Here is a 22901-nt window from a genome sequence, read left to right as displayed (position 1 = left end):
GGGCTCTAGCTTTGGCCCCATAAGGCAAAGCGTCTACTGACAAATGCTTCAGCTTTTAGTCAGTAGTGAGACGTGGAGCGTACGCATTTTTATTTGCCATTTTATTTTTCCTTTTCTTTAATAGAGGATCTGTCGTCTATTTGTAAAAACTGGTCTTGTCACCCAAGCTTCTTCGATATTCTTCCTCATAATCGTAGAGAGGAGTTGGGTAGTCGCCGTCAAAGTAAGCGACGCAAAGCCCACCATTCGGCGCATCTGTTTCAATCCCGATAGAATCAATCAAGCCATCAATCGAAAGATAGGTCAGGCTATCCGCACCAATGATTTGGCAGGTTTCTTCCACCGTATGATTAGCAGCAATCAACTCCTGACGCGTCTGGATATCAATCCCGTAGAAGCATGGATAAGCTAGCGCAGGGCTCCCAATAGCAACGTGAACTTCTGTCGCACCTGCTTCTTTCAATAGCTGAACAATGCGGCGAGAGGTTGTCCCGCGGACAATGGAATCATCCACCATAACCACACGTTTGCCTTTGACAACGCCTGAAACGGCTGATAGCTTCATCCGCACCCCTTGCTCGCGCAATTCTTGAGTCGGTTGGATAAAAGTACGTTGAGTATATTGGTTTTTGATGAGACCCATTTCGTTTGGCAGACCTGATTCTTCCGCAAAGCCCATGGCTGCGCTGAGTGAGGAATTCGGCACACCGACTACGATATCCGCCTCATGCTTAAATTCACGGGCTAATTGGGCACCCATACGTTTCCGAGCCGTATGGACATTGACACCATGGATATTGGAGTCAGGACGGGCAAAGTAGATATACTCCATGGAGCAGATTGCCAGCTGGGTATCATTTGTGTAGCTATCATACTGGATGCCATTATCATCGATAATGACAATTTCCCCTGGCTTCACATCTCGAATCCACTCTGCTCGGATCACTTCAAAAGCACAGGTTTCAGAGGAAACCACGACTGCTCCATTAGCCATTTTCCCGATAGAAAGCGGACGGAAGCCGTTTGGGTCAAGGGCTGCAATCAGCTTATCCTCAAACATCAAGATGTAGGCGAAACCACCTTTGACCAGGCTGAGTGCTTCTTTGATTTTCCCCATCAAACTAGGATTATGACTCCGACGAATGAGGTGAGCCAAGATTTCCGAGTCCGAAGTTGAGCTGAAAATAGCGCCTCTTTGTTCCAATTCTTTCTTGAGCGATGATGCGTTGGTCAGGTTCCCATTATGAGCCAGTCCAAACTGCATATCATGAAAGCGAAAAATGAAAGGCTGGATATTATCCGCAGAAGCTTCTCCAGCAGTCGCATAACGCACATGCCCAATGGCAGCATTTCCTGTTAGTTTGTCCAATTTAGTAGGATTTTTGAAAACTTCTGATAAAAGCCCCATATCACGATGGCGCTTCAATTTCCCTTGGTCATTAGAGAGGATCCCTGCCCCCTCCTGACCACGGTGCTGAAGACTGTGGAGTCCAAAATAGGTCAATTTGGCAGCATCTGGATGCCCCCAGATACCGAAAACACCACATTCTTCATTAAGAGATTTTACTTCGTATGTCATTTTTTATACCTAATTTTTATTTGTGTATCATTCCTTTAGTAGTAGGGACGCTCTCAACTTTCTGTGATGACTTTCTAATTTTTTTATTGTCGTCATAAATGCTGACGAAAAAAACAGAAAGTCTATCAAGAAATTTTCTAGCTAGTATTTGAGCCAAAGTCTCAAATACTCCCTAACGACACTACTGCGGAATGATACTGTAGAAGCTCGTTTCACTCGCAAAACAAACCATTTGCAATCACCACGAACCAGATTCACATGACTTTCACATTACTGATACTATCTATTCGAAAATCTGCAAGTCTTACTTCCCAGTAAAGTATTTAACCGCTGACGCGAACAGATGCTGGTCTTTATTTCCTGGGATATTTTGGAAGAGACCGTCTTCATAACGTTCTGAATGCCCCATCTTACCGATGATTTGGCCATTCTTGCTGGTAATCCCTTCGATAGCATGGACAGAACCATTTGGATTGTACTTAGAGTCCATACTTGGTTTTCCGTCAAAGTCAACGTATTGGCTAAAGATTTGACCACTGTCACGGAGCTCCGCAAATTCCTCAGCCGTCACGACAAACTTCCCTTCACCGTGCGAAACAGGAATGGCGTGGATATCGCCCACTTGCACTCCAGCCAACCATGGCGAGTTGGTATTGGCAATCCGAGTTTCCACCATCTTGGCCACGTGTTGGTTGGCATCATTGTAGAAGAGAGTTGGGCTAGTACTAGTGGCATCTTCAAAGTTCCCGTATGGAAGAAGACCTGATTTGACCAAGGCCTGGAATCCATTACAGATACCGATAATCAAGCCACCGCGAGCGATAAAGTTATCAATGGCTGCACGCACTTTTTCATTGAGCAGGATATTGACGATAAACTTAGCTGAACCATCTGGCTCGTCCGCAGCTGAGAATCCACCTGCAAAGAAGAGGATGTTAGCCTTGCCAATATTGTCAACCATGGTTTCGACTGACTTGACAATAGCTTCTTCATTGAGTGTCACGAATGGTACCAAGTTGACCTCTGCACCTTCTTTTTCGAAGGCCTTGGCTGAGTCATATTCTGAGTTGGTTCCTGGGAAAACTGGAATGTAAACCACAGGTTTTTCAACCTTTTCTTTGGCTTTGATGATTACGTCAGAAGCGACAGCTGGTACTTCAGCCAGTTCTTTTGCTTGGGCAAATTCAGTTGGGTAAACTTCTTCCAGTTTTCCTTGGAAAGCACTGTCAAGCTTGTGTCCATCTAGCTTCACACCGTTGACAAGCAGTGTAAAGTCTGCTTTCGTTTGACCAATTTTTTCTACTCCAGCGATTTCTTCAGGGGAGGTGAAGATAAATCCGCCTAGCTGAGCTGTCAAAGAACTTTCAAGTTCAGATAGGGTTCCCTCTGCACCAATATGGTTCCCAAAAGTAGCAAGAGCCAAGCTTTCAAGGACACCACCATATTTAACAGCCGAAGCAGCTGTTACTTTGTGAGCCTTTTGAATGGTTTCAAACTTGGCAAAGTTAGACTTGATAAGATCAAAGTCAATCTCTTGTGCCAAGGCTTGACCTGGAATGTAGTAGATGTTTTCACCAGCAGTCTTGAACTCAGGTGAGAGAACTTGACGGCTATCTGCTGTTGTCACCCCAAAGGCAACCAAGGTTGGTGGCACCGTCAATTCTTCAAAGGTACCGGACATGGAGTCCTTACCACCGATAGATGGTAAGCCAAGTTGAATTTGAGCTTCGATAGAGCCTAGAAGAGCTGCTACTGGCTGACCAAAGCGCTCGGCTTGCTTGTCCATCCGCTCGAAGTACTCTTGGTAAGAGAAGCGAGCCTTGGACCAGTTTGCACCAGCAGCCACCAAACGAGCTGTCGCTTCGATAACCGCATAGGCAGCACCGTGGTAAGGTGACCATTCTGCTAGATAAGGGTTGAAACCTTGAGCCATGACAGACGCAGTATGAGTTACTCCATGTTGAACTGGCAATTTCTGTACAGATGCCTCAGTTGGTGTGAGTTGATAGCGACCACCAAGTGGGTGATTGACAGTCGAACGACCGACAGAGCTATCAAAGATAGTCTGCAAGCCTTTTTGACTCGCATGGTTGAGGTCAGATAGAACCGCAAGAGTATCTGCTTCGAGGGTTTCAGCACTTGTATTGCGCTCTTCTGGAAGCTTGATATCCTTGTCCACAACCTTGGCATCTACAACGACACGCACACCATTGGTATCAAGGAAACGGCGTTCCAAGTCGACGATTGTCTCACCATTCCAGTGCATGACTAGATTTGGTTTTTCAGTCACTGTCGCAACCACAACAGCATCAATGTTTTCTTTGTTACATTCCGCAACGAAGGTATCTACATCCTCAGGACGAACCACGACTGCCATCCGTTCTTGAGATTCAGAGATCGCAATTTCTGTGCCATTCAAACCTTGGTATTTAAGAGGAACCTTATTGAGGTCGATTTCAAGACCGTCTGCCAATTCACCGATGGCCACACAGACACCACCTGCACCAAAGTCGTTGGATTTCTTGATGAGACGAGTGACATCGCCATTACGGAAAAGACGTTGAATCTTTCGTTCTTCGATGGCATTCCCTTTTTGAACCTCAGCACCAGCAGTCTCTACAGACTCAACCGTTTGAACCTTAGAAGACCCTGTCGCACCACCGACACCATCACGTCCAGTCTTACCACCGAGAAGGATAATCACATCGCCCGCTTCAGGTTTTTCACGGACAACATTCTCTTTTGGAGCCGCACCGACAACAGCACCAAGCTCCATACGCTTAGCAACGAAACCTGGGTGGAAGTATTCACGAACATAGGTCGTCGCAAGACCGATCTGATTCCCGTATGAAGAATAACCATGAGCCGCTGTTTTAGAAATCACTTGTTGTGGCAATTTCCCAGCGCGAGTTTCCGAAATCGGTGCTGTAATATCACCAGCACCTGAGATACGCATAGCTTGGTAAACGTAGGAACGACCTGACAATGGGTCACGAATAGCACCACCGATACAAGTAGCCGCCCCACCAAATGGTTCAATTTCCGTTGGGTGGTTGTGGGTTTCGTTCTTGAACATGAGAAGCCATGGTTCTTTCACACCGTTGACATCTACTTCAATTTCAACCGAACAAGCATTGATCTCATCAGACACTTCCATGTCATCCAAACGTCCATTAGCACGCTCATAACGACCGAAAATAGTCGCCATATCCATCAAGGTTTGTGGTTTTTCAGAGCGTCCCAATTCCTCACGCATAGCGATATATTTGTCATAGGTTGCCTGTAATTGTTTTTGGAATTTAGATGCTGAAAAGTCGATATTCTTCAACTCAGTCTCAAAAGTCGTGTGACGGCAGTGGTCAGACCAGTAAGTGTCCAAAACCTTGAGCTCAGTTTCTGTTGGCACGCGCCCGATTGACTTGAAATAATCCTGGATAAAGAGCAAATCATCCACTTCCATAGCCATCCCTTGTTCAGCCTTGTAGCGAGCAAAGTCTTCTGCTGTATAGCTTTCAAAGAAAGTCAATTTTGGAATGGTCTTGTCTGACTCTGAAAATTCCTGCTTGGCAATCCCTGTTGTGATGTCCTTGAAACGTGAATCCACTGGATTGAGCAGGTAGTTCTTGACCGCGTCCAACTCAGACGCATCGATATCTTTATTAACCAAGTACAATTGTGCTGTATTAACCGTTACATCACTTGAGCTACCTAGCAAGAGCAAGGCTTCTTGTGAAGAAGCTGCACGCTGGTCAAACTGACCCGGCAAGCTTTCGATGGCAAAGAAAGCATAGTTAGCCAGATCCTTATGCACAGCCGTTTCGTCCAAGACATGGTCTGTCACCTGCTCAGAGAAGATATGCTTCTCGGCAGGCGCAAACAAGTCCTCTGACAAGTCAAAAACGTCATAAACTTGCACGATACGAATGCTTTTCAAGGTTGAAAGCCCCAAGTTGTGCTGGAGCTCTCTCACCAAACTCTCTGACTTGACCTGAAAATCAGCCTTTTTTTCAACAAAAATACGTTTATTCATCAATTCTTATTCCTTTATTTCAGCTCTTGCAATGTTCCCAAATGACCTTGAAGGTGCTATTTTAAACCTTGCAATTTCTCCCAGACAACTTCGTAAACGTCGGTTAGTTCACCTAGACCCCGACGGAAAACATCCTTGTCCATGTGGTTACCGTCAGCGTCCCAAAGTCGGCAGTTATCTGGTGAAAATTCGTCTGCCAAGATAATTTTGCCATCCTTGTCAAAACCAAATTCCAGTTTAAAGTCAATCAACTTAAGCCCAATCTCAGCAAACCAGACTTTCAAGAGTTCATTGATACGACGCGTCTCTTCCTTCAAATAGGCAATCTGCTGATCATCCGCAATATTTAGGAATTTCACGTGCTCATCATTGATAAAAGGATCATCCAAATCATCGTTTTTATAATAAAATTCAACGATTGGAGTCTCCAAGGCAATGCCCTCTTTCACACCAAAACGTTTTGAAAAAGAACCAGCCGTATAGTTGCGAAGAACGACTTCCAAAGGAATGATTTCCACCTTTTTATTGAGTTGTTCCGTATCTGAAAGCTTCTCCACAAAGTGAGTTGCCACACCAGTAGCATTTAACTTTTCAAAAATAAAAGATGAAATCTGATTATTCAAGACTCCCTTGCCTGCAATCTGCTCCTTCTTAACACCATTGAAAGCAGTCGCCTGGTCCTTGTAAGTTGAAATAATGAGATTTTCATCCTCAGTTGTATAGATATCCTTGGCTTTCCCCGAATAGATCAGTTTTTTTGACATTTTAAAGTTCGCCTTTCGTATTACTTGAGCATATTCTACCACAAAATAAACAAAAATTCAAGATTTTTACGAACCATTACCAAGATAGTACTTGTTGCGTAAAGAAAAAACTGCAAAACACCTTTGTCTTACAGTTTTTCAATCAGTTAGCTCAGAAAAAGACGAACATTATTCTCTGTTCAAAAATTGATCCCAATAATAGCGCAAATAACTTTTCTTTCCTGTGATTAGCGTCAAACGCCCTTCTGAACCATAGCGAAGTTTTTCTGCCTGCTCAGGAGTCAGACTGGTCTCCGCCTCTATTTTAAAGAAATTTCCCTTATCAGTCTTGGTAGCTGTCGCATCAATATTCGTAATAGCAGAAACAAGAACGAGCTCTTTGTTGGCATCTTTGCTTGTAGTGAAACGAACAGAATCACCGACCTTGAGCCTTGCAACATCTTTTGAACTGAGATAAGCTGTGAGTTTGGTTTTGCCTTCTTTTTCCAAGGCTGGGTAGAGTTGAGCGAGCAAGGTGCCTTCTGCAACCATGGTAGAATCACTGGTTTCAGGATTAAGGTGAAGCACCCCGTCCTCGCTTGCTGTAATTTTCCCCTTGTCCAGCAGACCTCCTTGGACTTTCTTACCCGACTCTGCTTCTAAAATTTTCTGCTCCAAAAGGGTTAATTCCTGTCCAACTTTAACTAGGTGCTGAGACTTGAGGGATTCAAGCTGACTATCCAATCCACTTGCGTAGGCTTGTTGAGCTCCAGAACCCGCATACTGCACACGATAAGTAGCTAAACTAGACTCTAGCTGGTCGATTTGTGCATCCACCTGTGCAATAACTTGCGATTTAGCTTGCGGATCTTCTCCACCTTGATTTTTATAGGTCTGATAAAATGAGTAGGCTGCATTTTGACTATCCAGTTGAGCTCCTGCTTCAATCGCCGACTTAGCTGTTTTATAATCTCGAATTTTATCCTGTGTTTGACTGATAAGATTGCCAATCTCGGCCTGGCTCTGACTTGCCGCCGCATTCTGCGAGGAGATGTTGGCATTTTGCTGCGAAACATTGCTCCTAAGACTACTAGCTTGGCTGAGATAGTCTCGAAACATCTCCTGATATCCAAACTTATCCGCCTCTGGAAATTGATCAGTTCCCTCTTTCAAACTGGATTGCAAATACCCTAACTGCTTTTTTTGATCCTTTAACATCTCCAACTGATTGGCGTATGCTTCAGCTTGAACAGCTTCCGCCCCTTGCTGGTACTGAACGAGTAGATCCCCCTGCTTGACTAGTTTGTTCTCTTCTAGATAATTAGCCACAATGCGTTGATTGCTTGTCGACTGGATGTTGGCAATGATCCGACTAGGTTCGACAGTGGCTCTGGTAAACAAACTAATCTCCTTCTCTGCAAAGACTGCAAATCCAAATAGAAACACGAGCAGAAGCGACATGGGTAAAATCACCCGACTGGAAAAATTATGATAACGACGATTATAAAACTCCGCACTTTCTAAAAATTCTGGTTTCATCTTCTCCTCTTTCTAGCTATTGACCAAATGGGCGTAAAATTCACCTCGGGCAAGCAAGGCTGCATGGTTGCCTTCTTCGACAATCTTGCCCTGATCCAAGACAACAACCTTCTCTGTCCGCTCAGCAATGGTCAAGCGGTGAGCAATGAAAATCAAGGTCTTGTCTAAAGCCATAAGATTATCCACAATCCGCTTTTCTGTCAAGATATCCAGACTGCTGGTCGCCTCGTCCAATATCAGAACAGGAGCATCCGTTAAAAGAGCACGCGCCAGAGCGATTCGCTGCCGTTGCCCACCAGAAATTCCAGCCCCATCCGAAGTCAACTCTGTCTGGTAATTCAATGGCATCCGCTCAATATCTTCCCGAATCTCAGCTAACTCGACTGCTCGCAGAACATCCTCCTGTGTCGTCCCTTCTTTGGCTCCAAGGAGAAGATTCTCCAAAATCGTTCCGTTAAAGACATAGGGCTGTTGAGGTAGATAGTTGATATACTGGCGCAAGGCTTTTTTATCAATCTGATTGAGATTGACACCACCCAGACTAATCTCTCCCTGACTAGGGTCGTAAAAATTAACCATCATCTTGGCCAAGGTAGTCTTGCCTGACCCTGAAATCCCGACAAAAGCTACCTTAGAACCTTGCGAAATCGTCAAATTGATATCCGACAAAACATCACGACCATAGCCATACTTATAGTGGACTTGCTTAAAGGTCATATCTCCCTTCATCATACTCAGATCTTCGACTGTTTTCTTCTCCTCAAACTCCGAAGCGACCAGATAAACCTCATTCAGACGGTTATTGGCAACCTGCGCTGTCTGAAGTTTGGTTTGCAGGTTTATGATATTTTCCAAAGGATTGGTAAAGTAAACAAGCAAAGTATTATAGGTAATCAATTGCCCCAAACTCATTTTTCCATCCATAACGAGTACTGCTCCCATCCAGAGAACGGCAACATTGAGCAGGAGCTGGGCAACTTTTTTCAGGGCCTTTTGCTGGCTTTCTGCCCGACTATAGGTAAAGGATTTTTTCAGATAAGCTACAAATTCCTTGTCAATCTTTTGGTAACGCTGGCTTTCACTGGTCAAAGACTTAATAGTCTCAATACCGTTGATGTCCTCGATGATAGAAGAGGACAGAACCGCATTGGCTTCCATAGTGTCCCGATTCATCTTTTCAAAAGGCTTCATAAAGGCAAAGATAATCACCGTATAAATAGGAAGTGCAAGCAGACTAATGAAAAAGAGCGTTATGTTTTGTGAAAACAAGACAAGCGAGATAATCAAAATCGTCGACACATCCAAAAAGATAGAAAGAATGGTCGACGCTAGCGCATCGATGATACTATTGGCGTCCGTAAAGCGAGACACGATTTCTCCTGTCCTGCGTGTCGCGAAAAATGACATCGGCAGGTGAAAAACATGCTTGATGTAGGACAAAATCACGTCAATTGACAACCGTTGCCCCAGAACAAGTAAAAGGTATTCCTGCGCATAAGACAAGATCTGCTGAAGGATATAGACGATGACCAGTCCTATTGAGATGATGCCCAAGGTCGAGCGCATCTGATCTGGCACATAGGTATCAATGATAGACTGTAGATAATAGGAGCCCACAATATTGATCAGAGTTACCAAGAGTGTCGCTAGGACGATATTGGTGATTAAGCCACGCTGTTTGAATAAGATTGGCAAGAAGGATAGGAGCCCCTGTTTTTTCTCCTTATGGGGTTTATAGTCTGGAGACGGAGCCATAAAGAGACTGACCCCTGTCCATTCTTGCGCAAATCGCTCACGGGAAATCTTGGTCAGCTTAACACCAGGATCTGGATCAGCGATATGGATCGTCTTCTTGTCCTGACCTGTCACCACATAATAGTGGAGCAATTTCCCTTCCTTGAGCACATGGGCCACAAAAGGGAAGGTCAAATCAGGCAGATCAAAGAGCGTCATATCTGCCTTGATAGCTCGCGTTTCAAAACCAATCTCCTCTGCTACCTTTACAAGACCCAAAGCCGTCGTCCCATCCATGGTCGTCTTAGCTAACTCTCGCAAGTGAGCCAAGGAGTAATAACTACCATAGTAGCCAAAGACCATGGCCAAGGAAGCCACGCCACAATCCATCTGATCCACCTGGGGACGATAGTGCCTTTTCCCAAATTTCATATTCATCTCCTTTTCCTAATAATCTCTTAAAAACTTTGTAAGATTATTTTAACCAAACAAGGAAGAAATAAGGGAATTATTTCTGAAAAAACAATATCCTCACCTGAACAGCACTTTTACCAAAGAAAATAGGCAGAACAAAAGTTCTGCCTAGAATATTCAATTACACAGATTTCTTACCTTCCCCACTTCTTTTGTGAATAGCGTATAAAACGATAAACGCAAACACAGGTGGCACCACATAACTATTTTCACTCATTGTTACCTGAAATCCAAGAGTTGCTAGTATCCCAAAGATGAAAATATTCATCAAAAATAGGAAAACAAATACAAGAATAGATTTTAAAATCTTATTCATTTTCGTCCTCATTTCCTTCTTTAGCCGTTATTTTCGGGATAGTATGGTATTTTACCGCTATGTAAATGATTAAAAGAAGTAGGGGATAAGAGAACAAGTCTGAAACCTCCATGAAATTTATACTACACTTTCCTGGTAATAGATTATAGTCCATTAAAACTTGAAGGATAGAAAGCACAATACGTACTAGTAAAAGCCCCCCTAATAACATCACTTCTTTTTTAACATACAGACACCTTCCTAACTAAATATAGATTATGGTTCATTGGTCTAACACTCCAAGATTGCTTTTATGCTGGATCTACAGAAATCAGACTCATATTGTCACCATTTGTTATCTTTTTCTTCACTTCTATAAAGTAAGATAAAGGTCATCAAGAATAATGAAATCGTAGGCACATCAAAATATTCAAACCATGTAGGTAGATGTATTTTGTTTACATCAGCTACAATTCTAATAATTAGATAAGCCATCGAGCTAAATAATACAGTAGTCTCTGGCCAAGCTTTTCGTAGTAATTGAACAACTTTCATCCCAAACTCCAATCTGATGGTCCATCAATTTCCTATCTTACTTTCTTTTGTTTTGTACTTGTATCCTACATAAAACAGACCAAGCAGAATTGGATAGGTTTCTGGATAAAACAAGGTATTGATCGGATTTTTCAAAATCAAATACGTTGCGATGTAGGTAATGAGTGATACGATAAAATATCCTTCAGCAAAACTTAATAAGATTTTTTTCATAGCAGACTCCTATTTGCCTGACAAGAAAGGCGGAAAAACTCCGTCATTTACATGCACAAAATCCTTTTCATTCAGATTGATCTTTTATAGTTTTGATTATTTTTCGTCAAATCCTTACAAAAAATACCAAAATAGCCCGAAGCAAGTAAACCAACTACAGTCCATTTCCAATCAAAGGATACTAATGAACCTGTACGAATTACATGAAGTACAAGATTGAGAGCTATAGCCAACAAAGGAACTATAGTGGCTAATTTGGGTAAGAGTGTATTGAGATTAAGGTTGTGATTGTTCATAATCTAACGCCCTCTGTACCCATTATAGACTCCCAATCCAAGTGTGCCTCCTGCTAAAGTAGCCGCTGCACCATAAGCTGCTACTGCTTTCCAGCCTACAAGTACTACCGTACCTATCGTTAATGTAATAACACCACCTTGAACCTCTTCAAGTTCTTGAAAAGATAATTCTTGAAATTGTTTCATTACTAAGCCTCCTTTCTAATCATATTAAGGTCGCAATGCTGTTCCAATAGCATATCCTGCTCCATAAAGAGCTCCTCCAATTGTAACCACAGCACCTGCTACTTTTCCTGCTAAAATAATTCCAGCTGCTGTAATAATCAATCCCCCATCCACATCCATCAACTCTTCTTCAGTAAGAGCTACAAAGTTCTGTTCCATTTTGTCAAAGTTTGTCATTTGTTTTCTCCTTCATTTTTATTTTTTTAGTTTATGGTTTCTAGGCTTTAAACCATTTAAAAAACCAGATTGGGTAAATTACTGAAATCATTTTTTCTCTCCTTCCTTTTCTTCTCACTTATCTATTCGAGAAGTGATTTAAAATGAACAGGTAAATTTCATTTATTTTAAATACCATTTGATAAACCATGGCAATAAGATTGGTAAATACATCGCGTAGTCTCCTTCCTTTTCCTCTTACCTATCTATTCGAAAAACAATTCGAAAATGAACAACTATTTTATTTTTATTTTAAAAACCACTTGATGTACCATGGATACAAGATTGGCATGTACATGAACGTTCCTCCTTTTTTCTTTCTCATCTCTTTATTCGCAATTTCTACAAAAATGTTTCAAATTTTTCCTTTTTCCTGCAAACAAAAAAACAACATGACTTGCATGTTGCTTTTTGCTATATCTTACCTTTAATAGTTCCGACCACATCTGCTACGCTTTGAAGTTGGTCGATTTCCTCATCGCTGATCTCGATACCAAATTCATCTTCTAGCGTTAGGACGAACTCCATCAAGTCTACTGAGTCTGCATCTAGGTCGTCTTTCAAACTCAAGGCTTCTGCCACGACAAAGTCTTCTCCCTGTCGCTCTTGGATAATGGTTACAACACGGTCAAAAATTTCTTTTTCTGTCATCTTTTTATTCTCCTGAAAATTCACGCGCAGTCTGAGCAACTACGTCTGTTTCGAGCATGGTACGAATCTGGCGAATCGTACTGTACACAGCCTTGGCATCACTGGAACCATGAGTCTTTACAACTGACGCCTTGACACCAAACAAGACTGCCCCTCCAACATCTGAATAGTTGAGCTGTGTCTTCAACCCCTTAAGACTATCCTTGAGAAGTAGAGCACCTAGCTTCGCTCGAAGTCCACCACCTGTAATAGCATTTTTAAGTAAGCCCATGATTCCCAAAGCGGTCCCTTCGATAGATTTGAGAACAGCGTTTCCCGTGAAACCATCTGTTACGACAACATCCGCAACGCCATTCATCAGATCACGCGCTTCCACATTTCCGACAAAGTTCAAACTTTCATCAGCTACTAGCAAGTCGTATGTTTCCTTGCGAAGGGGATCTCCCTTGCTGCTTTCTGTTCCATTGTTGAGCAAACCAACACGTGGTTTCGAAATTCCACGAACATTTTTCGCGTAGAAGGAACCTAGGACAGCATATTGATGCAGGTGTTGAGCTGTATTTTCCGCATTGGCACCGAGGTCTAGCATATCAAAACCCTTCCCATCTACAGTCGGCAAGGTCGACATAAGCCCAGGACGATCGATGTTCTTGATACGACCCACGATGAAGAATCCTGCTGCCAACAAGGCACCTGTGTTGCCTGCAGAGAGGACAGCGTCTGCTTCTCCCTCCTTGACTGCCTTGGCTGCCAATACCATGCTGGCATTTTTCTTCTTACGGATAGCTTTTGTCGGCTCATCGTCTGAGTTAATTTTCTCATCCGTATGGATAATGCTAACACGCTCTGTCGCTGTTAGATATTGCTTGATCTTGCTTTCATCTCCATAGAGTTGAATCTCAATATCTGAAAAGTCAGCTAGGGCTTGATTGACCCCCTCAACGATGGCTTGAGGTGCGTAATCGCCCCCCATAGCATCTACTGCAATTTTTTTCATTTGTCTTCCTCTTTTAGTAATTGTCCCCAGTCTGCTAGGGAATCAATAAATTTCTTTGATTTTAGGTGAATCCCAACGTACTCTTCATAGATTTGGTCTATAAACTTGCGCAAGTCTTGCTTGATTTCAGACTTGAGCGAAATGGTCTCCAAGGTCTCAAAATCAATGGCTTGAAATTGATTGAGAAGATAAGGGATATTGGGATTCAGATGGCAACGTCTCTCATCCTCATGATAATGCTCTGGACAGAGGCAGGCTTCATATTTAAAAGAAAAGTCAAAGGCCTGACCGACCCGATGGCAAAAGACACACTCATTAAAATTAAGGCTAAGCCCAAATCGGGTTAAGATTTGAATTTCAAAAATATTGGTTAAAACCTGATAATCCAAACCCGCTTCCATCAACTCTAGAGTCTTCCTCAAGAAAGCAAACAAGGGAGCATCCTGCTGATTGTCCTGCAAACTAGCATCTGCAAGGGCAGCAACATAGGTCGCATAGGCCATGACAAAGAGATCACTATTAATATTGGGAAAGGTCATCACCTCATGGTAGTCCTCGATGTAGCTAAGCCCGTCATCATTGATTCGCAAGAGAAATCGTGCTAACACCAAGGGCTGAATAACTGGAGCTAGTTTGGACTGGCCAGCGTGTTTGACGAAAAACATGCGCTTGCCCGCCTGCTCGGTAAAGATCTTGACTAGCTTGTCATCCTCACGAAAGTTACGATTGTAGAGCACCAAGCCTTGACTCGTTATAGACTGAATCATGCTTCTCTCATGTACTCCTCAAGTCGTTTCATTGCCTCTCTGATCGTTTCCATGCTGGCTGCATAAGACAGGCGAACATAGCCTTCTCCGTAACGCCCAAAGGCTGCACCAGGGATAAAGGCAACGGCCTTCTTATAGGCAAAATCCTTAAGAAAAGCAAAGGAGTCTTGATTGTAGCCCGCTGGAATCTTAGCAAAGATATAGAAGGCCCCGTCTGGTTTGATAATCTCAAAACCAAGAGCAGTCATCTTTTCGATGATATAATCTCGACGCTGAATGTATTCCTTCTTCATAGGCTCTGCGTCGTTTTTACCAGCGGTCAAAGCCTCCACTGCAGCATGTTGAGCCATAGTATTTGCGGCAGTAACCAAATATTGGTGACTCTTGATTAACTGAGATGTGAAAGCTGCAGGAGCAAAGATAAAGCCTAAACGCCAACCTGTCATAGCATGCGATTTAGACAAGCCATTGATAATAATAGCCTGGTCTCTCAGCATAGTTCCCAGAGATACATGGGCTTCGCCTGTATAGGTTAATTCTGAGTAAACCTCATCACAGACAACGAAAATCTCATACTTGCGTAAAACGTCTGCCAAGGCTTCCAACTGCTCCCGACTATAAGTAATTCCTGTCGGATTGGCTGGATAGTTGAGAATAACCGCTTTGAGCTTGTCCCCTTGCTCCAAAATGGCCTTTTCCAACATCTCAGGAGTCAAGACAAAACCATTTTCAGTTGTATCAATCTCGACAATCTCTGCCCCAACTAGATTGACAATCGGCTCATATCCTGGATAGGCAGGAGCTGGCAAGAGTACCTTGTCCCCCTCTTCCAAAATAGCCGTCAAAGTAGCAGATAAAGCCTCTGTCGCCCCAATTGTAACCAAGATTTCATTTTCAGGATTATAATCTAGCTGGTATTTTTCTTTTACAAAATCACTGGCTGCCTGGCGCAAGGTCAGTAAACCGCTCATCCCTGTATAGTAGGACTGGTTCTGGTCAATGGCTCGCTTAGCTGCCTCCTTGACATGATCTGGCGTTGTAAAGTCAGGCTCTCCCAAGGTCAAACGCAGAACTCCAGGGATCTCTGAAATTGCCTGATCAAACTGACGAATCAAGGACACTTGAATCTTATCTAATTGTTTATTAAAGCGCTTGGTTAAGTCCATAGATACCCCCTTGCTTACAGAACATAGTACTATTATACTACAAAAGCTCCCTGACCGCAAAATCCATCTGAAACCTGCATTTTTCACTTTCTGTTTTACTTTTCTTCTCAACAGGACTATAATAATAAGTGCTTATTTTCGGAGGTTTATATGTCATTTTTATCAAAAAATGGGGCAGGAATCTTAGCCTGCCTTGTCATTTCTATCGTGTCTTGGTACCTAGGAGGATTCTTTCCTGTCGTGGGAGCACCTGTCTTTGCTATTTTTGCGGGAATGCTCCTTCATCCTTTTCTCTCTTCCTACAAACAACTGGATGCTGGATTAACCTTTAGTTCAAAAAAATTGCTTCAATATGCCGTTATCTTGCTCGGTTTTGGTCTCAATATCTCGCAGGTCTTTGCAGTTGGCCAATCTTCGCTCCCTGTCATCCTGTCCACCATTTCAATAGCTTTGATTCTTGCCTACCTCTTCCAGCGTTTCTTTGCGCTAGACACAAAACTAGCTACCTTGATTGGAGTGGGATCTTCTATCTGTGGTGGCTCTGCCATTGCTGCGACAGCACCCGTTATCCATGCCAAGGAAAAAGAAGTAGCCCAAGCCATTTCCGTTATCTTTTTCTTCAATATCTTAGCGGCACTTATCTTTCCAACTCTAGGAACCTGGCTTCACCTATCCAATGAAGGCTTCGCCCTCTTTGCAGGAACTGCGGTCAATGATACTTCTTCTGTAACGGCCACAGCTAGTGCTTGGGACAGTCTCTACCAGACCAATACCCTTGAGTCTGCAACCATTGTTAAACTCACACGCACCCTTGCCATTATTCCTATCACGCTCTTTCTCTCCTACTGGCAAAGTCACCAGCAAAAAAACAGCCAGGGTTTCCAACTAAAAAAAGTCTTCCCACTTTTTATCCTTTATTTCATCCTAGCCTCTCTCTTAACGACTCTTCTCACCTCTCTCGGTGTGTCCAGTAGCTTCTTCACCCCTCTCAAACAACTCTCCAAATTTCTCATTATCATGGCCATGAGTGCCATCGGTCTCAAAACCAATCTGATTGGCATGGTTAGATCCAGTGGCAAATCTATTGTCCTTGGGGCCCTTTGCTGGATTGCCATCATCCTTACCAGCCTAGGCATGCAGGCATTGATTGGTATTTTTTAACACAAAAGGTAGCCTACTGGCTACCTTTTATTGTTCAAGAATTAAGCGTGTATGTTCTCTCTTGATACAGCGATTCATCACGATGTCATCGCATCCTCCAGCACGCAGGATTTTTTCTGCTTCTAGACTTTCAAGTCCTAGTTGTCCCCAAAAAATCTTGGCATCAGCCTTGAGAAAATCACGCGCCACATCTGGCAGAAACTCGCTGCGACGGTAAACATTGACAATATCTACAGGAAAAGGAATCTCAGCTAGACTGGCATAAGCCTTTTCTCCCAAAATTTCACCACCTTCAGCCTTGGGATTAACTGGAATGATTTTATAGCCTCGAGCCTGCATTTCCTTGGTCACTCGATTGCTGGTTGTCTCCTCACGTTCGGACAAGCCCACCACTGCTAACGTTTTACTGGTTGCCAGATACTGACGGACCACTCCATCACTTGGATTGATAAATTCTTGGCTCATAGAAATCCTCCTTTTTCATCAGTATAGCATATTTTGAAAAGGCTTGCAGATTTTGACTACAAAAAATCTCCTAGCAAGAAAAGAAACTTGCTAGGAGTTCTGTCTACTTCAAGTGAAAGATTAAATCTTTTTCTCAATGCTAAACAAAGGAGAAAGAGGGCGTTTTTCATGGATACGCACGATGGCATCTCCTAGAAGGTGGGCAATCGAAATTTGTTCAATCTTATCAATCAAACGCTCTTCTGGTAGGTAGATGGTATCCAAAACAACCAATTTTTTAATAGCTGATTTTTGGATATTATCCATAGCAGGACCAGAAAGTACTGGGTGCGTACAGCTTGCATATACTTCAACAGCACCCGCTTCAGCAAGAGCATCCGCTGCATGACAAATGGTTCCAGCTGTATCGATCATGTCGTCAATCAAGATACAAGTCTTACCTTCTACCTTACCGATAATGTTCATCACTTCACTGGTATTCATCTTGTCTACACTACGGCGTTTGTCAATAATCGCAATCGGAGTTTTCAAAAACTCTGCCAATTTACGAGCACGAGTCACCCCACCATGGTCTGGGCTGACAACCACGTAGTCAGAGCCAACCATGCCACGACGTTCAAAATAGTCCGCAATCAATGGAGCACCCATCAAGTGATCTACAGGAATATCAAAGAATCCCTGAATCTGTGCAGCGTGCAAATCAATCGTCAACAAACGATCCACTCCAGCCACTTCTAGCATATTGGCAACGAGTTTTGAAGTGATTGGCTCACGCGCTCTCGCTTTTCTATCCTGACGTGCGTAACCATAGTAAGGCATGACAACGTTGACAGATTCTGCACTTGCACGCTTCAAAGCATCTACCATAATCAAAATCTCAAGTAGATTATCATTTACTGGTGAACTAGTTGATTGTAGGATAAAGACGTGTTTTCCACGGATTGATTCTTCTATGTTGACTTGAATCTCCCCATCTGAAAATTGGCGAACAGTCGATTTCCCCAACTCTATCCCAATTTCTTGCGCCACACGCTCTGCCAATTCTCTATTAGAAGAAAGGGCAAACAGCTTTAAATCAGAAAAAGACATGATTTCCTCCGGTATTTATGTATCACTTGTTTTTTACACAACATTTTCCATCTACCATTGTAGCGCTTTTTCCTTTATTTTTCAATCAAAAATAAAACAAGAGCAAACATTTATACCCTTGTTTTTTTCTAATTTGTATTGGCTATATTAAAATTAAAACCGCTACATTTGAAGCATCGATCTTATGCTAGGATTAGAATTCTGCGAGATGAAGTTAGTATACTTCTCTCATACTCCCTGTATCCACATCGTAAACCGCACCTGAAATAGCCACATCATCAGGAATCAGTGGAGATTCTCGAAGCAACTGCATATCCTCTCTCACACTCTCTTCAACATCCTGGAATGGTAAAAAATCTTGATCAGACACATCAACCCCGAGCTCGTGTTTCAAATGTTCATGAAAACTTTCATTTTGAAAGGTTTGAGCTCCACAGTCTGTATGGTGAAGCACCACAATTTCACGTGTGCCCATTTGTTGCTGGGAGATCACCAGAGAACGAATCATATCCTCTGTCACTCGACCACCCGCATTCCGCAGGATATGGGCATCCCCAAGTGCCAAACCTAAAGCTTGTGCGACGTGTAGCCGCGAGTCCATGCAGGTCACGATAGCTACTCTGGTTTTTGGCTTAAGTGGCAGATTTAATTTCCCATGAAGGGCAACATAAGCCTGATTGGCTTGCATAAACTGTTCAAAATACGACACGATTTCCCCCTTAAAAATTTGATAACCAAATATTTCTCCTATCTTATCATTTTTGAGAGGATTTGTCACAGTTTAAGCAAAGACCATTTTCAAAACTTCCTGAATAGTCGTCACTCCGATTACCTGGATTTCCTTAGGTGGAGTAATGCCTGTCAAGGAATTCTTAGGTACATAAATCTTAGTAAAACCCAGTTTAGCAGCTTCATTGATGCGCTGTTCGATACGATTCACGCGTCGAATTTCTCCAGTCAAACCTAACTCTCCTACAAAGCATTCCTGAGGATTGGTTGGCTTGTCCTTGTAACTAGAGGCAATAGCCACTGCAACGGCTAAATCAATAGCAGGCTCATCTAATTTGACACCACCAGCAGATTTGAGATAGGCATCCTGATTTTGCAAGAGAAGCCCTGCTCGTTTTTCCAAAACAGCCATAATCAGACTTGCACGATTGAAATCAAGTCCTGTCGTCGTGCGTTTAGCATTTCCAAACATGGTTGGTGTTACCAAAGCCTGAACCTCCGCCAAAATCGGACGGGTCCCTTCCATGGTCACAACAATTGACGAGCCAGTAGCCCCATCCAAACGCTCCTCTAGGAAAACTTGACTCGGATTGAGCACCTCAACCAATCCGCCCGACTGCATCTCAAAAATCCCAATCTCATTAGTGGAGCCAAAACGGTTTTTGACTGCTCTCAAGATACGAAAGGTATGGTGACGTTCCCCTTCAAAGTAAAGTACCGTATCCACCATATGCTCCAACATACGAGGACCAGCCAGAGTGCCCTCCTTGGTCACATGCCCTACGATAAAGATGGCAATGTTATTAGTCTTTGCCAGCTGCATGAGCTCAGCTGTCACCTCTCGCACCTGAGACACCGATCCTTGTACCCCTGAAATCTCAGGAGACATGATAGTCTGGATGGAGTCAATGATGAGAAAGTCTGGCTGAATTCTTTCTACTTCTGCACGAACACTCTGCATATTGGTCTCTGCGTAGAGATAAAACTCGCTATCAATATCCCCCAAGCGCTCTGCACGGAGTTTAATCTGCTGGGCAGACTCCTCCCCACTGACATAGAGAACCGTACCCACTTGAGACAGCTGGGTTGAAACTTGTAGGAGAAGGGTTGATTTCCCGATTCCTGGATCCCCACCGATAAGGACGAGACTCCCTGGTACCACTCCACCTCCAAGTACACGGTTGAATTCCTCCATCTCCGTCTTGGTTCGATTGACGTTGATTGAAGTCACCTCAGCCAGTTTCATAGGCTTGGTTTTTTCACCTGTCAAGGACACACGCGCATTCTTAACCTCTGCAACCTCGATTTCTTCTATAAAAGAAGACCAAGACCCACAGTTGGGACAACGTCCTAGATACTTAGGTGAATTATATTCACAATTTTGACACACAAATGTCGCTTTTTTCTTTGCGATAATAAACCTCTTTCTAAATTTCTACCTCACACTCAATTACTTGGCAAAAATCAATCTTCTCATTTGGCACAAACTGACGTATTAGCATACGATGAGCTATAACAACTACAGTCTGATGTTCTCGATACTTAGCCATAGATTCTAGAAATCGAGACTTCATTTCCGCAGCTGTCTCATACTGAATAGGACTATTAGGAAGCAACTCCCCCTTGTTTTCTAAAAACAGACATCTAGCTCTTTCAAAGTTCTCTATACCTGTTTCATAAACCTGCCATTCGTGTAACAAAGGCTCTACCCTCAAGGAAAGGCCTGTAGCACAAGATACATAAAAAGCCGTTTCTAATGCTCGCGTCACTGCAGAAGACACCAGTATATCAGCTGAGCCAAGCAAAGGATTTTGGCAAAGTTCCTGAGCTTGTTGCCGTCCTTCCTTAGATAAAGGTGCTAAATCCATCCCAAAACCTGTATAAGAACGTTCCTCTAACTCACGGTAATCTGGCTCCCCGTGACGTACAAAGATGATTTCCATCCTAGTGTCCAGTCGATCCAAATCCACCAGTTCGCACGCCATCTGCCTCATCTCCATCTGCAATCAAAAATGGTGCAAAGACAGCCTGAACCACACGTTCTCCAACTTCGAGGACGACTTCCTGTTCAGTAATGTTTTTCATCTGAGCAAAGATATGGCCTTCATTCCCAGGATTTCCATAATAATCCCCATCAATGACCCCAACGGAGTTAATCAAAACCAAACCCTTCTTACGAGGATTTGAAGAACGATCATAAAGATAGAGAACTTCTGTCGGCTGCATATAAGCCTTTACTCCTGTTGGGACGAGAACAATCTCTCCCGGAGCAATCACAGTGCGTTCCGCAACCTTTAAGTCATAGCCAGCTGCATGAGCTGTCTCACGCTTCGGCAATAAATTTTCATCTGTAAAACTCGAAACCAATTCAAAACCACGAATTTTCATATTTTCTCTTTTCTATAATCATTTATTCTAGGCTATTTTATCTTATTTATTCGAAAAAAGCACGAAAAAAGAGCACACAACAGTTATAGGCGATACGATAATTTACACTGTTTCACAATACGTTGAAATTTAGAGCTTTAAAGCGAGGGCAAAGTTGATTTTTTGCATCATTTTACAGAGGTTTACGACATTTTTGCCCCTTTTTTGCCCCTTTTTGCAAACAAAAAAACCGCAAGCCTTAGCCTGCGGTCTAGTGTAATCTATTTTGAAATTCTTTCTGTTTTTTTATTTTTCTTCTTTTGGTTTGTCAATTATAGTGATAAGCCCGTCTGGTTCGGTTTTGAAAGCTGGATCTGTGTGAAGTTCACCGTTGGCTTTCAAATAGTACCAGCCATCACCAGATTTTATGAATTGCTTAGATAGCATATAGCCATCTTTTTCTTCCATGAAATACCAGGTTTCACGGTATTTCACCCAACCAGTGGCCATGCGCCCGTCTGATTTGAAGAAGTACCAGCGATGGTTGAGGAACATCCAGCCTGTGACCATTGCCCCACGCTTATCAAGATAGAACCAGTCTTTACCATCGTTGAACCAACGGTTGATTAGGCAGTATCCACGTTCATCAAAGTAGAACCACTCATTATTGATTTTCTTCCAGCGTTTTGTCGGATAAGAGCCATCTGACTCTTCCCACCACCAGCCGGTTTCATTACGTTTCCAGCCAGCTTCAGATAGACCACCTTCAATATCTTTCTTGAATTGCTCATGGCTAATGCCCCATTTTGCCAAGTAAGGGTATGGATCCACATGGTCAGAGTAGTTTCGAGGTTGATTGTATGTACAATACTGATGTGTCTTGATGCCTGCAAGGCTATCAGAGTCAAGAGTTTTAGGGATGCCTGCTTCATCAGCAAGGTTGCGCAGTAGTTCAACATAGAGCTTGTAATCGCGCATAAACTCTTCTTTTGTGCTATGACTTTCAATCAATTCTACTTGTCCATAGCCTTCAACGTTCCAGCCACCTCCTACATCGTAGGCTCCCATATCTGTGTACCAGGTCTGCATCACACGGCCGTTGCCGACAACGTGCGAGAAAAAGCCTGAATCAACAGGACGACGCATGTGGTAGTCTGCTTCATTTTGGGCAGTTGAATTTGGATTACCCGTTGAATGGGCGTGAATCTGACGATAGGGTTGTTCTCCAACTTGCGGTAAGTCAGTTCTTAGTCTACTTGTATCAATATCCATTATTATTCCCCTTTCCACGCATCATTCATCTGTTTGACTGCTGACTCAACGAATGTATCCAAGTCCTTATCAGTCATGCTGATATTGTACTTATTGAGTTCAGCACGGATTTTCGTACGGGCTTGTTCCAGCTTTTCCTCGCCCTTGAAGCCTGTCTCTTGAGCTACTTGCTCCACAGCGTTGACCGCGTTCTTAGCAAGGATTTCGACAATCTTGATGGTCTTTTCACCGCCTTTTTTAATCAAAAAATCCTTAATCGATTTGACCGCGATACCAGCCAAAACAGTCAAGATTCCAGTAGCTGAAGCGATAATGATTTCAGTAATTTGTTGCATGTG

The 22901-nt window shown here is 43.1% G+C and carries 24 protein-coding genes; 1 reads left to right on the top strand and 23 read right to left on the bottom strand.

All coding sequences use genetic code 11. The annotated features are described in order from the left end of the window. Positions 1–136: 136 nt before the first annotated feature. From purF to FGK98_RS00430, 15 genes are all read right to left on the bottom strand, one after another. Complete coding sequence (gene purF / locus FGK98_RS00505) at positions 137–1579, bottom strand: amidophosphoribosyltransferase (protein ID WP_138099611.1); 1443 nt, start codon at positions 1577–1579, stop codon at positions 137–139. Between the two features lie 304 nt (positions 1580–1883). Further along, a complete protein-coding gene (locus tag FGK98_RS00500) occupies positions 1884–5609 on the bottom strand; it encodes a phosphoribosylformylglycinamidine synthase (RefSeq protein WP_138099610.1) in 3726 nt (1241 codons plus the stop codon). Positions 5610–5665: 56 nt separating this feature from the next. Then, the gene (gene purC, locus FGK98_RS00495) at positions 5666–6373 is read right to left on the bottom strand and encodes a phosphoribosylaminoimidazolesuccinocarboxamide synthase (RefSeq protein WP_171011092.1); all 708 of its coding nucleotides are present in this window, start codon (positions 6371–6373) and stop codon (positions 5666–5668) included. 168 nt (positions 6374–6541) lie between these two features. Continuing rightward, positions 6542–7891: a competence pheromone export protein ComB gene (comB, locus tag FGK98_RS00490; protein ID WP_138099608.1), complete on the bottom strand. Its 1350-nt coding sequence runs from the start codon at positions 7889–7891 to the stop codon at positions 6542–6544. Positions 7892–7903: 12 nt separating this feature from the next. Next, complete coding sequence (comA, locus tag FGK98_RS00485) at positions 7904–10057, bottom strand: peptide cleavage/export ABC transporter ComA (protein ID WP_138099607.1); 2154 nt, start codon at positions 10055–10057, stop codon at positions 7904–7906. Positions 10058–10220: 163 nt separating this feature from the next. Then, positions 10221–10415 carry a hypothetical protein gene (locus tag FGK98_RS00480; RefSeq protein ID WP_138099606.1) on the bottom strand — a complete coding sequence of 65 codons (195 nt, stop codon included), beginning with the start codon at positions 10413–10415 and terminating at the stop codon, positions 10221–10223. 324 nt (positions 10416–10739) lie between these two features. Further along, the gene (locus FGK98_RS00470; RefSeq protein WP_138099604.1) at positions 10740–10949 is read right to left on the bottom strand and encodes a bacteriocin immunity protein; all 210 of its coding nucleotides are present in this window, start codon (positions 10947–10949) and stop codon (positions 10740–10742) included. A gap of 24 nt (positions 10950–10973) precedes the next feature. Continuing rightward, positions 10974–11162, bottom strand: coding sequence for a hypothetical protein (locus FGK98_RS00465; RefSeq protein WP_138099603.1), 189 nt, complete (start codon positions 11160–11162; stop codon positions 10974–10976). A 71-nt stretch (positions 11163–11233) separates the two neighbouring features. Then, positions 11234–11458, bottom strand: a complete 225-nt coding sequence (locus FGK98_RS10020; RefSeq protein ID WP_138099602.1) for a bacteriocin immunity protein — start codon at positions 11456–11458, stop codon at positions 11234–11236. A gap of 3 nt (positions 11459–11461) precedes the next feature. After that, positions 11462–11644 carry a Blp family class II bacteriocin gene (locus FGK98_RS00455; RefSeq protein ID WP_000808857.1) on the bottom strand — a complete coding sequence of 61 codons (183 nt, stop codon included), beginning with the start codon at positions 11642–11644 and terminating at the stop codon, positions 11462–11464. Positions 11645–11668: 24 nt separating this feature from the next. Then, positions 11669–11860 (bottom strand): class IIb bacteriocin, lactobin A/cerein 7B family, encoded by a 192-nt coding sequence (locus FGK98_RS00450; RefSeq protein ID WP_138099601.1) that lies wholly within the window; start codon positions 11858–11860, stop codon positions 11669–11671. A gap of 453 nt (positions 11861–12313) precedes the next feature. Continuing rightward, positions 12314–12550, bottom strand: coding sequence for an acyl carrier protein (locus FGK98_RS00445; RefSeq protein WP_138099600.1), 237 nt, complete (start codon positions 12548–12550; stop codon positions 12314–12316). Positions 12551–12554: 4 nt separating this feature from the next. Continuing rightward, a complete protein-coding gene (gene plsX / locus FGK98_RS00440) occupies positions 12555–13547 on the bottom strand; it encodes a phosphate acyltransferase PlsX (RefSeq protein ID WP_138099599.1) in 993 nt (330 codons plus the stop codon). Next, a complete protein-coding gene (recO, locus tag FGK98_RS00435; protein WP_138099598.1) occupies positions 13544–14314 on the bottom strand; it encodes a DNA repair protein RecO in 771 nt (256 codons plus the stop codon). The genes plsX and recO overlap by 4 nt, the downstream gene beginning before the upstream one ends. Then, on the bottom strand, positions 14311–15480 hold the full coding sequence (locus FGK98_RS00430; protein ID WP_138099597.1) for a pyridoxal phosphate-dependent aminotransferase: 1170 nt from the start codon (positions 15478–15480) through the stop codon (positions 14311–14313). The genes recO and FGK98_RS00430 overlap by 4 nt, the downstream gene beginning before the upstream one ends. A 150-nt stretch (positions 15481–15630) precedes the next feature. Here FGK98_RS00430 and FGK98_RS00425 point away from each other — a divergent pair, with 150 nt between their 5' ends. Next, the gene (locus tag FGK98_RS00425) at positions 15631–16641 is read left to right on the top strand and encodes a YeiH family protein (protein ID WP_138099596.1); all 1011 of its coding nucleotides are present in this window, start codon (positions 15631–15633) and stop codon (positions 16639–16641) included. 27 nt (positions 16642–16668) lie between these two features. Here FGK98_RS00425 and FGK98_RS00420 read toward each other — a convergent pair whose 3' ends face one another. From FGK98_RS00420 to FGK98_RS00385, 8 genes are all read right to left on the bottom strand, one after another. Further along, positions 16669–17106, bottom strand: coding sequence for a CoA-binding protein (locus FGK98_RS00420; protein WP_138099595.1), 438 nt, complete (start codon positions 17104–17106; stop codon positions 16669–16671). Positions 17107–17226: 120 nt separating this feature from the next. Beyond that, positions 17227–18195 carry a ribose-phosphate diphosphokinase gene (locus FGK98_RS00415; protein WP_084933666.1) on the bottom strand — a complete coding sequence of 323 codons (969 nt, stop codon included), beginning with the start codon at positions 18193–18195 and terminating at the stop codon, positions 17227–17229. A gap of 214 nt (positions 18196–18409) precedes the next feature. Then, complete coding sequence (locus FGK98_RS00410) at positions 18410–18904, bottom strand: beta-class carbonic anhydrase (RefSeq protein ID WP_042768894.1); 495 nt, start codon at positions 18902–18904, stop codon at positions 18410–18412. A gap of 72 nt (positions 18905–18976) precedes the next feature. After that, positions 18977–20338, bottom strand: coding sequence for a DNA repair protein RadA (radA, locus tag FGK98_RS00405; protein WP_138099593.1), 1362 nt, complete (start codon positions 20336–20338; stop codon positions 18977–18979). Positions 20339–20351: 13 nt separating this feature from the next. Continuing rightward, a complete protein-coding gene (locus FGK98_RS00400; RefSeq protein ID WP_171011091.1) occupies positions 20352–20909 on the bottom strand; it encodes a histidine phosphatase family protein in 558 nt (185 codons plus the stop codon). After that, positions 20869–21312 (bottom strand): dUTP diphosphatase, encoded by a 444-nt coding sequence (locus tag FGK98_RS00395; protein ID WP_084880021.1) that lies wholly within the window; start codon positions 21310–21312, stop codon positions 20869–20871. The genes FGK98_RS00400 and FGK98_RS00395 overlap by 41 nt, the downstream gene beginning before the upstream one ends. Positions 21313–21597: 285 nt before the next feature. Then, positions 21598–22563, bottom strand: a complete 966-nt coding sequence (locus FGK98_RS00390) for an N-acetylmuramoyl-L-alanine amidase family protein (protein ID WP_138099591.1) — start codon at positions 22561–22563, stop codon at positions 21598–21600. Positions 22564–22565: 2 nt separating this feature from the next. Next, positions 22566–22898, bottom strand: coding sequence for a phage holin (locus FGK98_RS00385; RefSeq protein WP_007518800.1), 333 nt, complete (start codon positions 22896–22898; stop codon positions 22566–22568). Positions 22899–22901: the final 3 nt, after the last annotated feature.

Origin of the sequence: Streptococcus australis, assembly GCF_901543175.1 — a bacterium.
Taxonomy (GTDB): Bacteria; Bacillota; Bacilli; order Lactobacillales; family Streptococcaceae; genus Streptococcus; species Streptococcus australis_A.
This window is presented reverse-complemented; position numbering and strand designations above follow the sequence as displayed.

Coding starts and splice junctions, on each gene's coding strand:
- FGK98_RS00470 (WP_138099604.1), bottom strand. CDS start 10,949: ATGAAAGTTGTTCAATTACTACGAAAAGCTTGGCCAGAGACTACTGTA.
- FGK98_RS00420 (WP_138099595.1), bottom strand. CDS start 17,106: ATGAGCCAAGAATTTATCAATCCAAGTGATGGAGTGGTCCGTCAGTAT.
- FGK98_RS00445 (WP_138099600.1), bottom strand. CDS start 12,550: ATGACAGAAAAAGAAATTTTTGACCGTGTTGTAACCATTATCCAAGAG.
- FGK98_RS00500 (WP_138099610.1), bottom strand. CDS start 5,609: ATGAATAAACGTATTTTTGTTGAAAAAAAGGCTGATTTTCAGGTCAAG.
- FGK98_RS00415 (WP_084933666.1), bottom strand. CDS start 18,195: ATGTCTTTTTCTGATTTAAAGCTGTTTGCCCTTTCTTCTAATAGAGAA.
- FGK98_RS00455 (WP_000808857.1), bottom strand. CDS start 11,644: ATGAAACAATTTCAAGAATTATCTTTTCAAGAACTTGAAGAGGTTCAA.
- recO (WP_138099598.1), bottom strand. CDS start 14,314: ATGATTCAGTCTATAACGAGTCAAGGCTTGGTGCTCTACAATCGTAAC.
- FGK98_RS00400 (WP_171011091.1), bottom strand. CDS start 20,909: ATGGCGTGCGAACTGGTGGATTTGGATCGACTGGACACTAGGATGGAA.
- FGK98_RS00425 (WP_138099596.1), top strand. CDS start 15,631: ATGTCATTTTTATCAAAAAATGGGGCAGGAATCTTAGCCTGCCTTGTC.
- plsX (WP_138099599.1), bottom strand. CDS start 13,547: ATGAAAAAAATTGCAGTAGATGCTATGGGGGGCGATTACGCACCTCAA.
- comB (WP_138099608.1), bottom strand. CDS start 7,891: ATGAAACCAGAATTTTTAGAAAGTGCGGAGTTTTATAATCGTCGTTAT.
- purC (WP_171011092.1), bottom strand. CDS start 6,373: ATGTCAAAAAAACTGATCTATTCGGGGAAAGCCAAGGATATCTATACA.
- FGK98_RS00480 (WP_138099606.1), bottom strand. CDS start 10,415: ATGAATAAGATTTTAAAATCTATTCTTGTATTTGTTTTCCTATTTTTG.
- FGK98_RS00390 (WP_138099591.1), bottom strand. CDS start 22,563: ATGGATATTGATACAAGTAGACTAAGAACTGACTTACCGCAAGTTGGA.
- comA (WP_138099607.1), bottom strand. CDS start 10,057: ATGAAATTTGGGAAAAGGCACTATCGTCCCCAGGTGGATCAGATGGAT.
- FGK98_RS10020 (WP_138099602.1), bottom strand. CDS start 11,458: ATGAACAATCACAACCTTAATCTCAATACACTCTTACCCAAATTAGCC.
- FGK98_RS00395 (WP_084880021.1), bottom strand. CDS start 21,312: ATGAAAATTCGTGGTTTTGAATTGGTTTCGAGTTTTACAGATGAAAAT.
- FGK98_RS00465 (WP_138099603.1), bottom strand. CDS start 11,162: ATGAAAAAAATCTTATTAAGTTTTGCTGAAGGATATTTTATCGTATCA.
- FGK98_RS00450 (WP_138099601.1), bottom strand. CDS start 11,860: ATGACAAACTTTGACAAAATGGAACAGAACTTTGTAGCTCTTACTGAA.
- FGK98_RS00385 (WP_007518800.1), bottom strand. CDS start 22,898: ATGCAACAAATTACTGAAATCATTATCGCTTCAGCTACTGGAATCTTG.
- purF (WP_138099611.1), bottom strand. CDS start 1,579: ATGACATACGAAGTAAAATCTCTTAATGAAGAATGTGGTGTTTTCGGT.
- FGK98_RS00430 (WP_138099597.1), bottom strand. CDS start 15,480: ATGGACTTAACCAAGCGCTTTAATAAACAATTAGATAAGATTCAAGTG.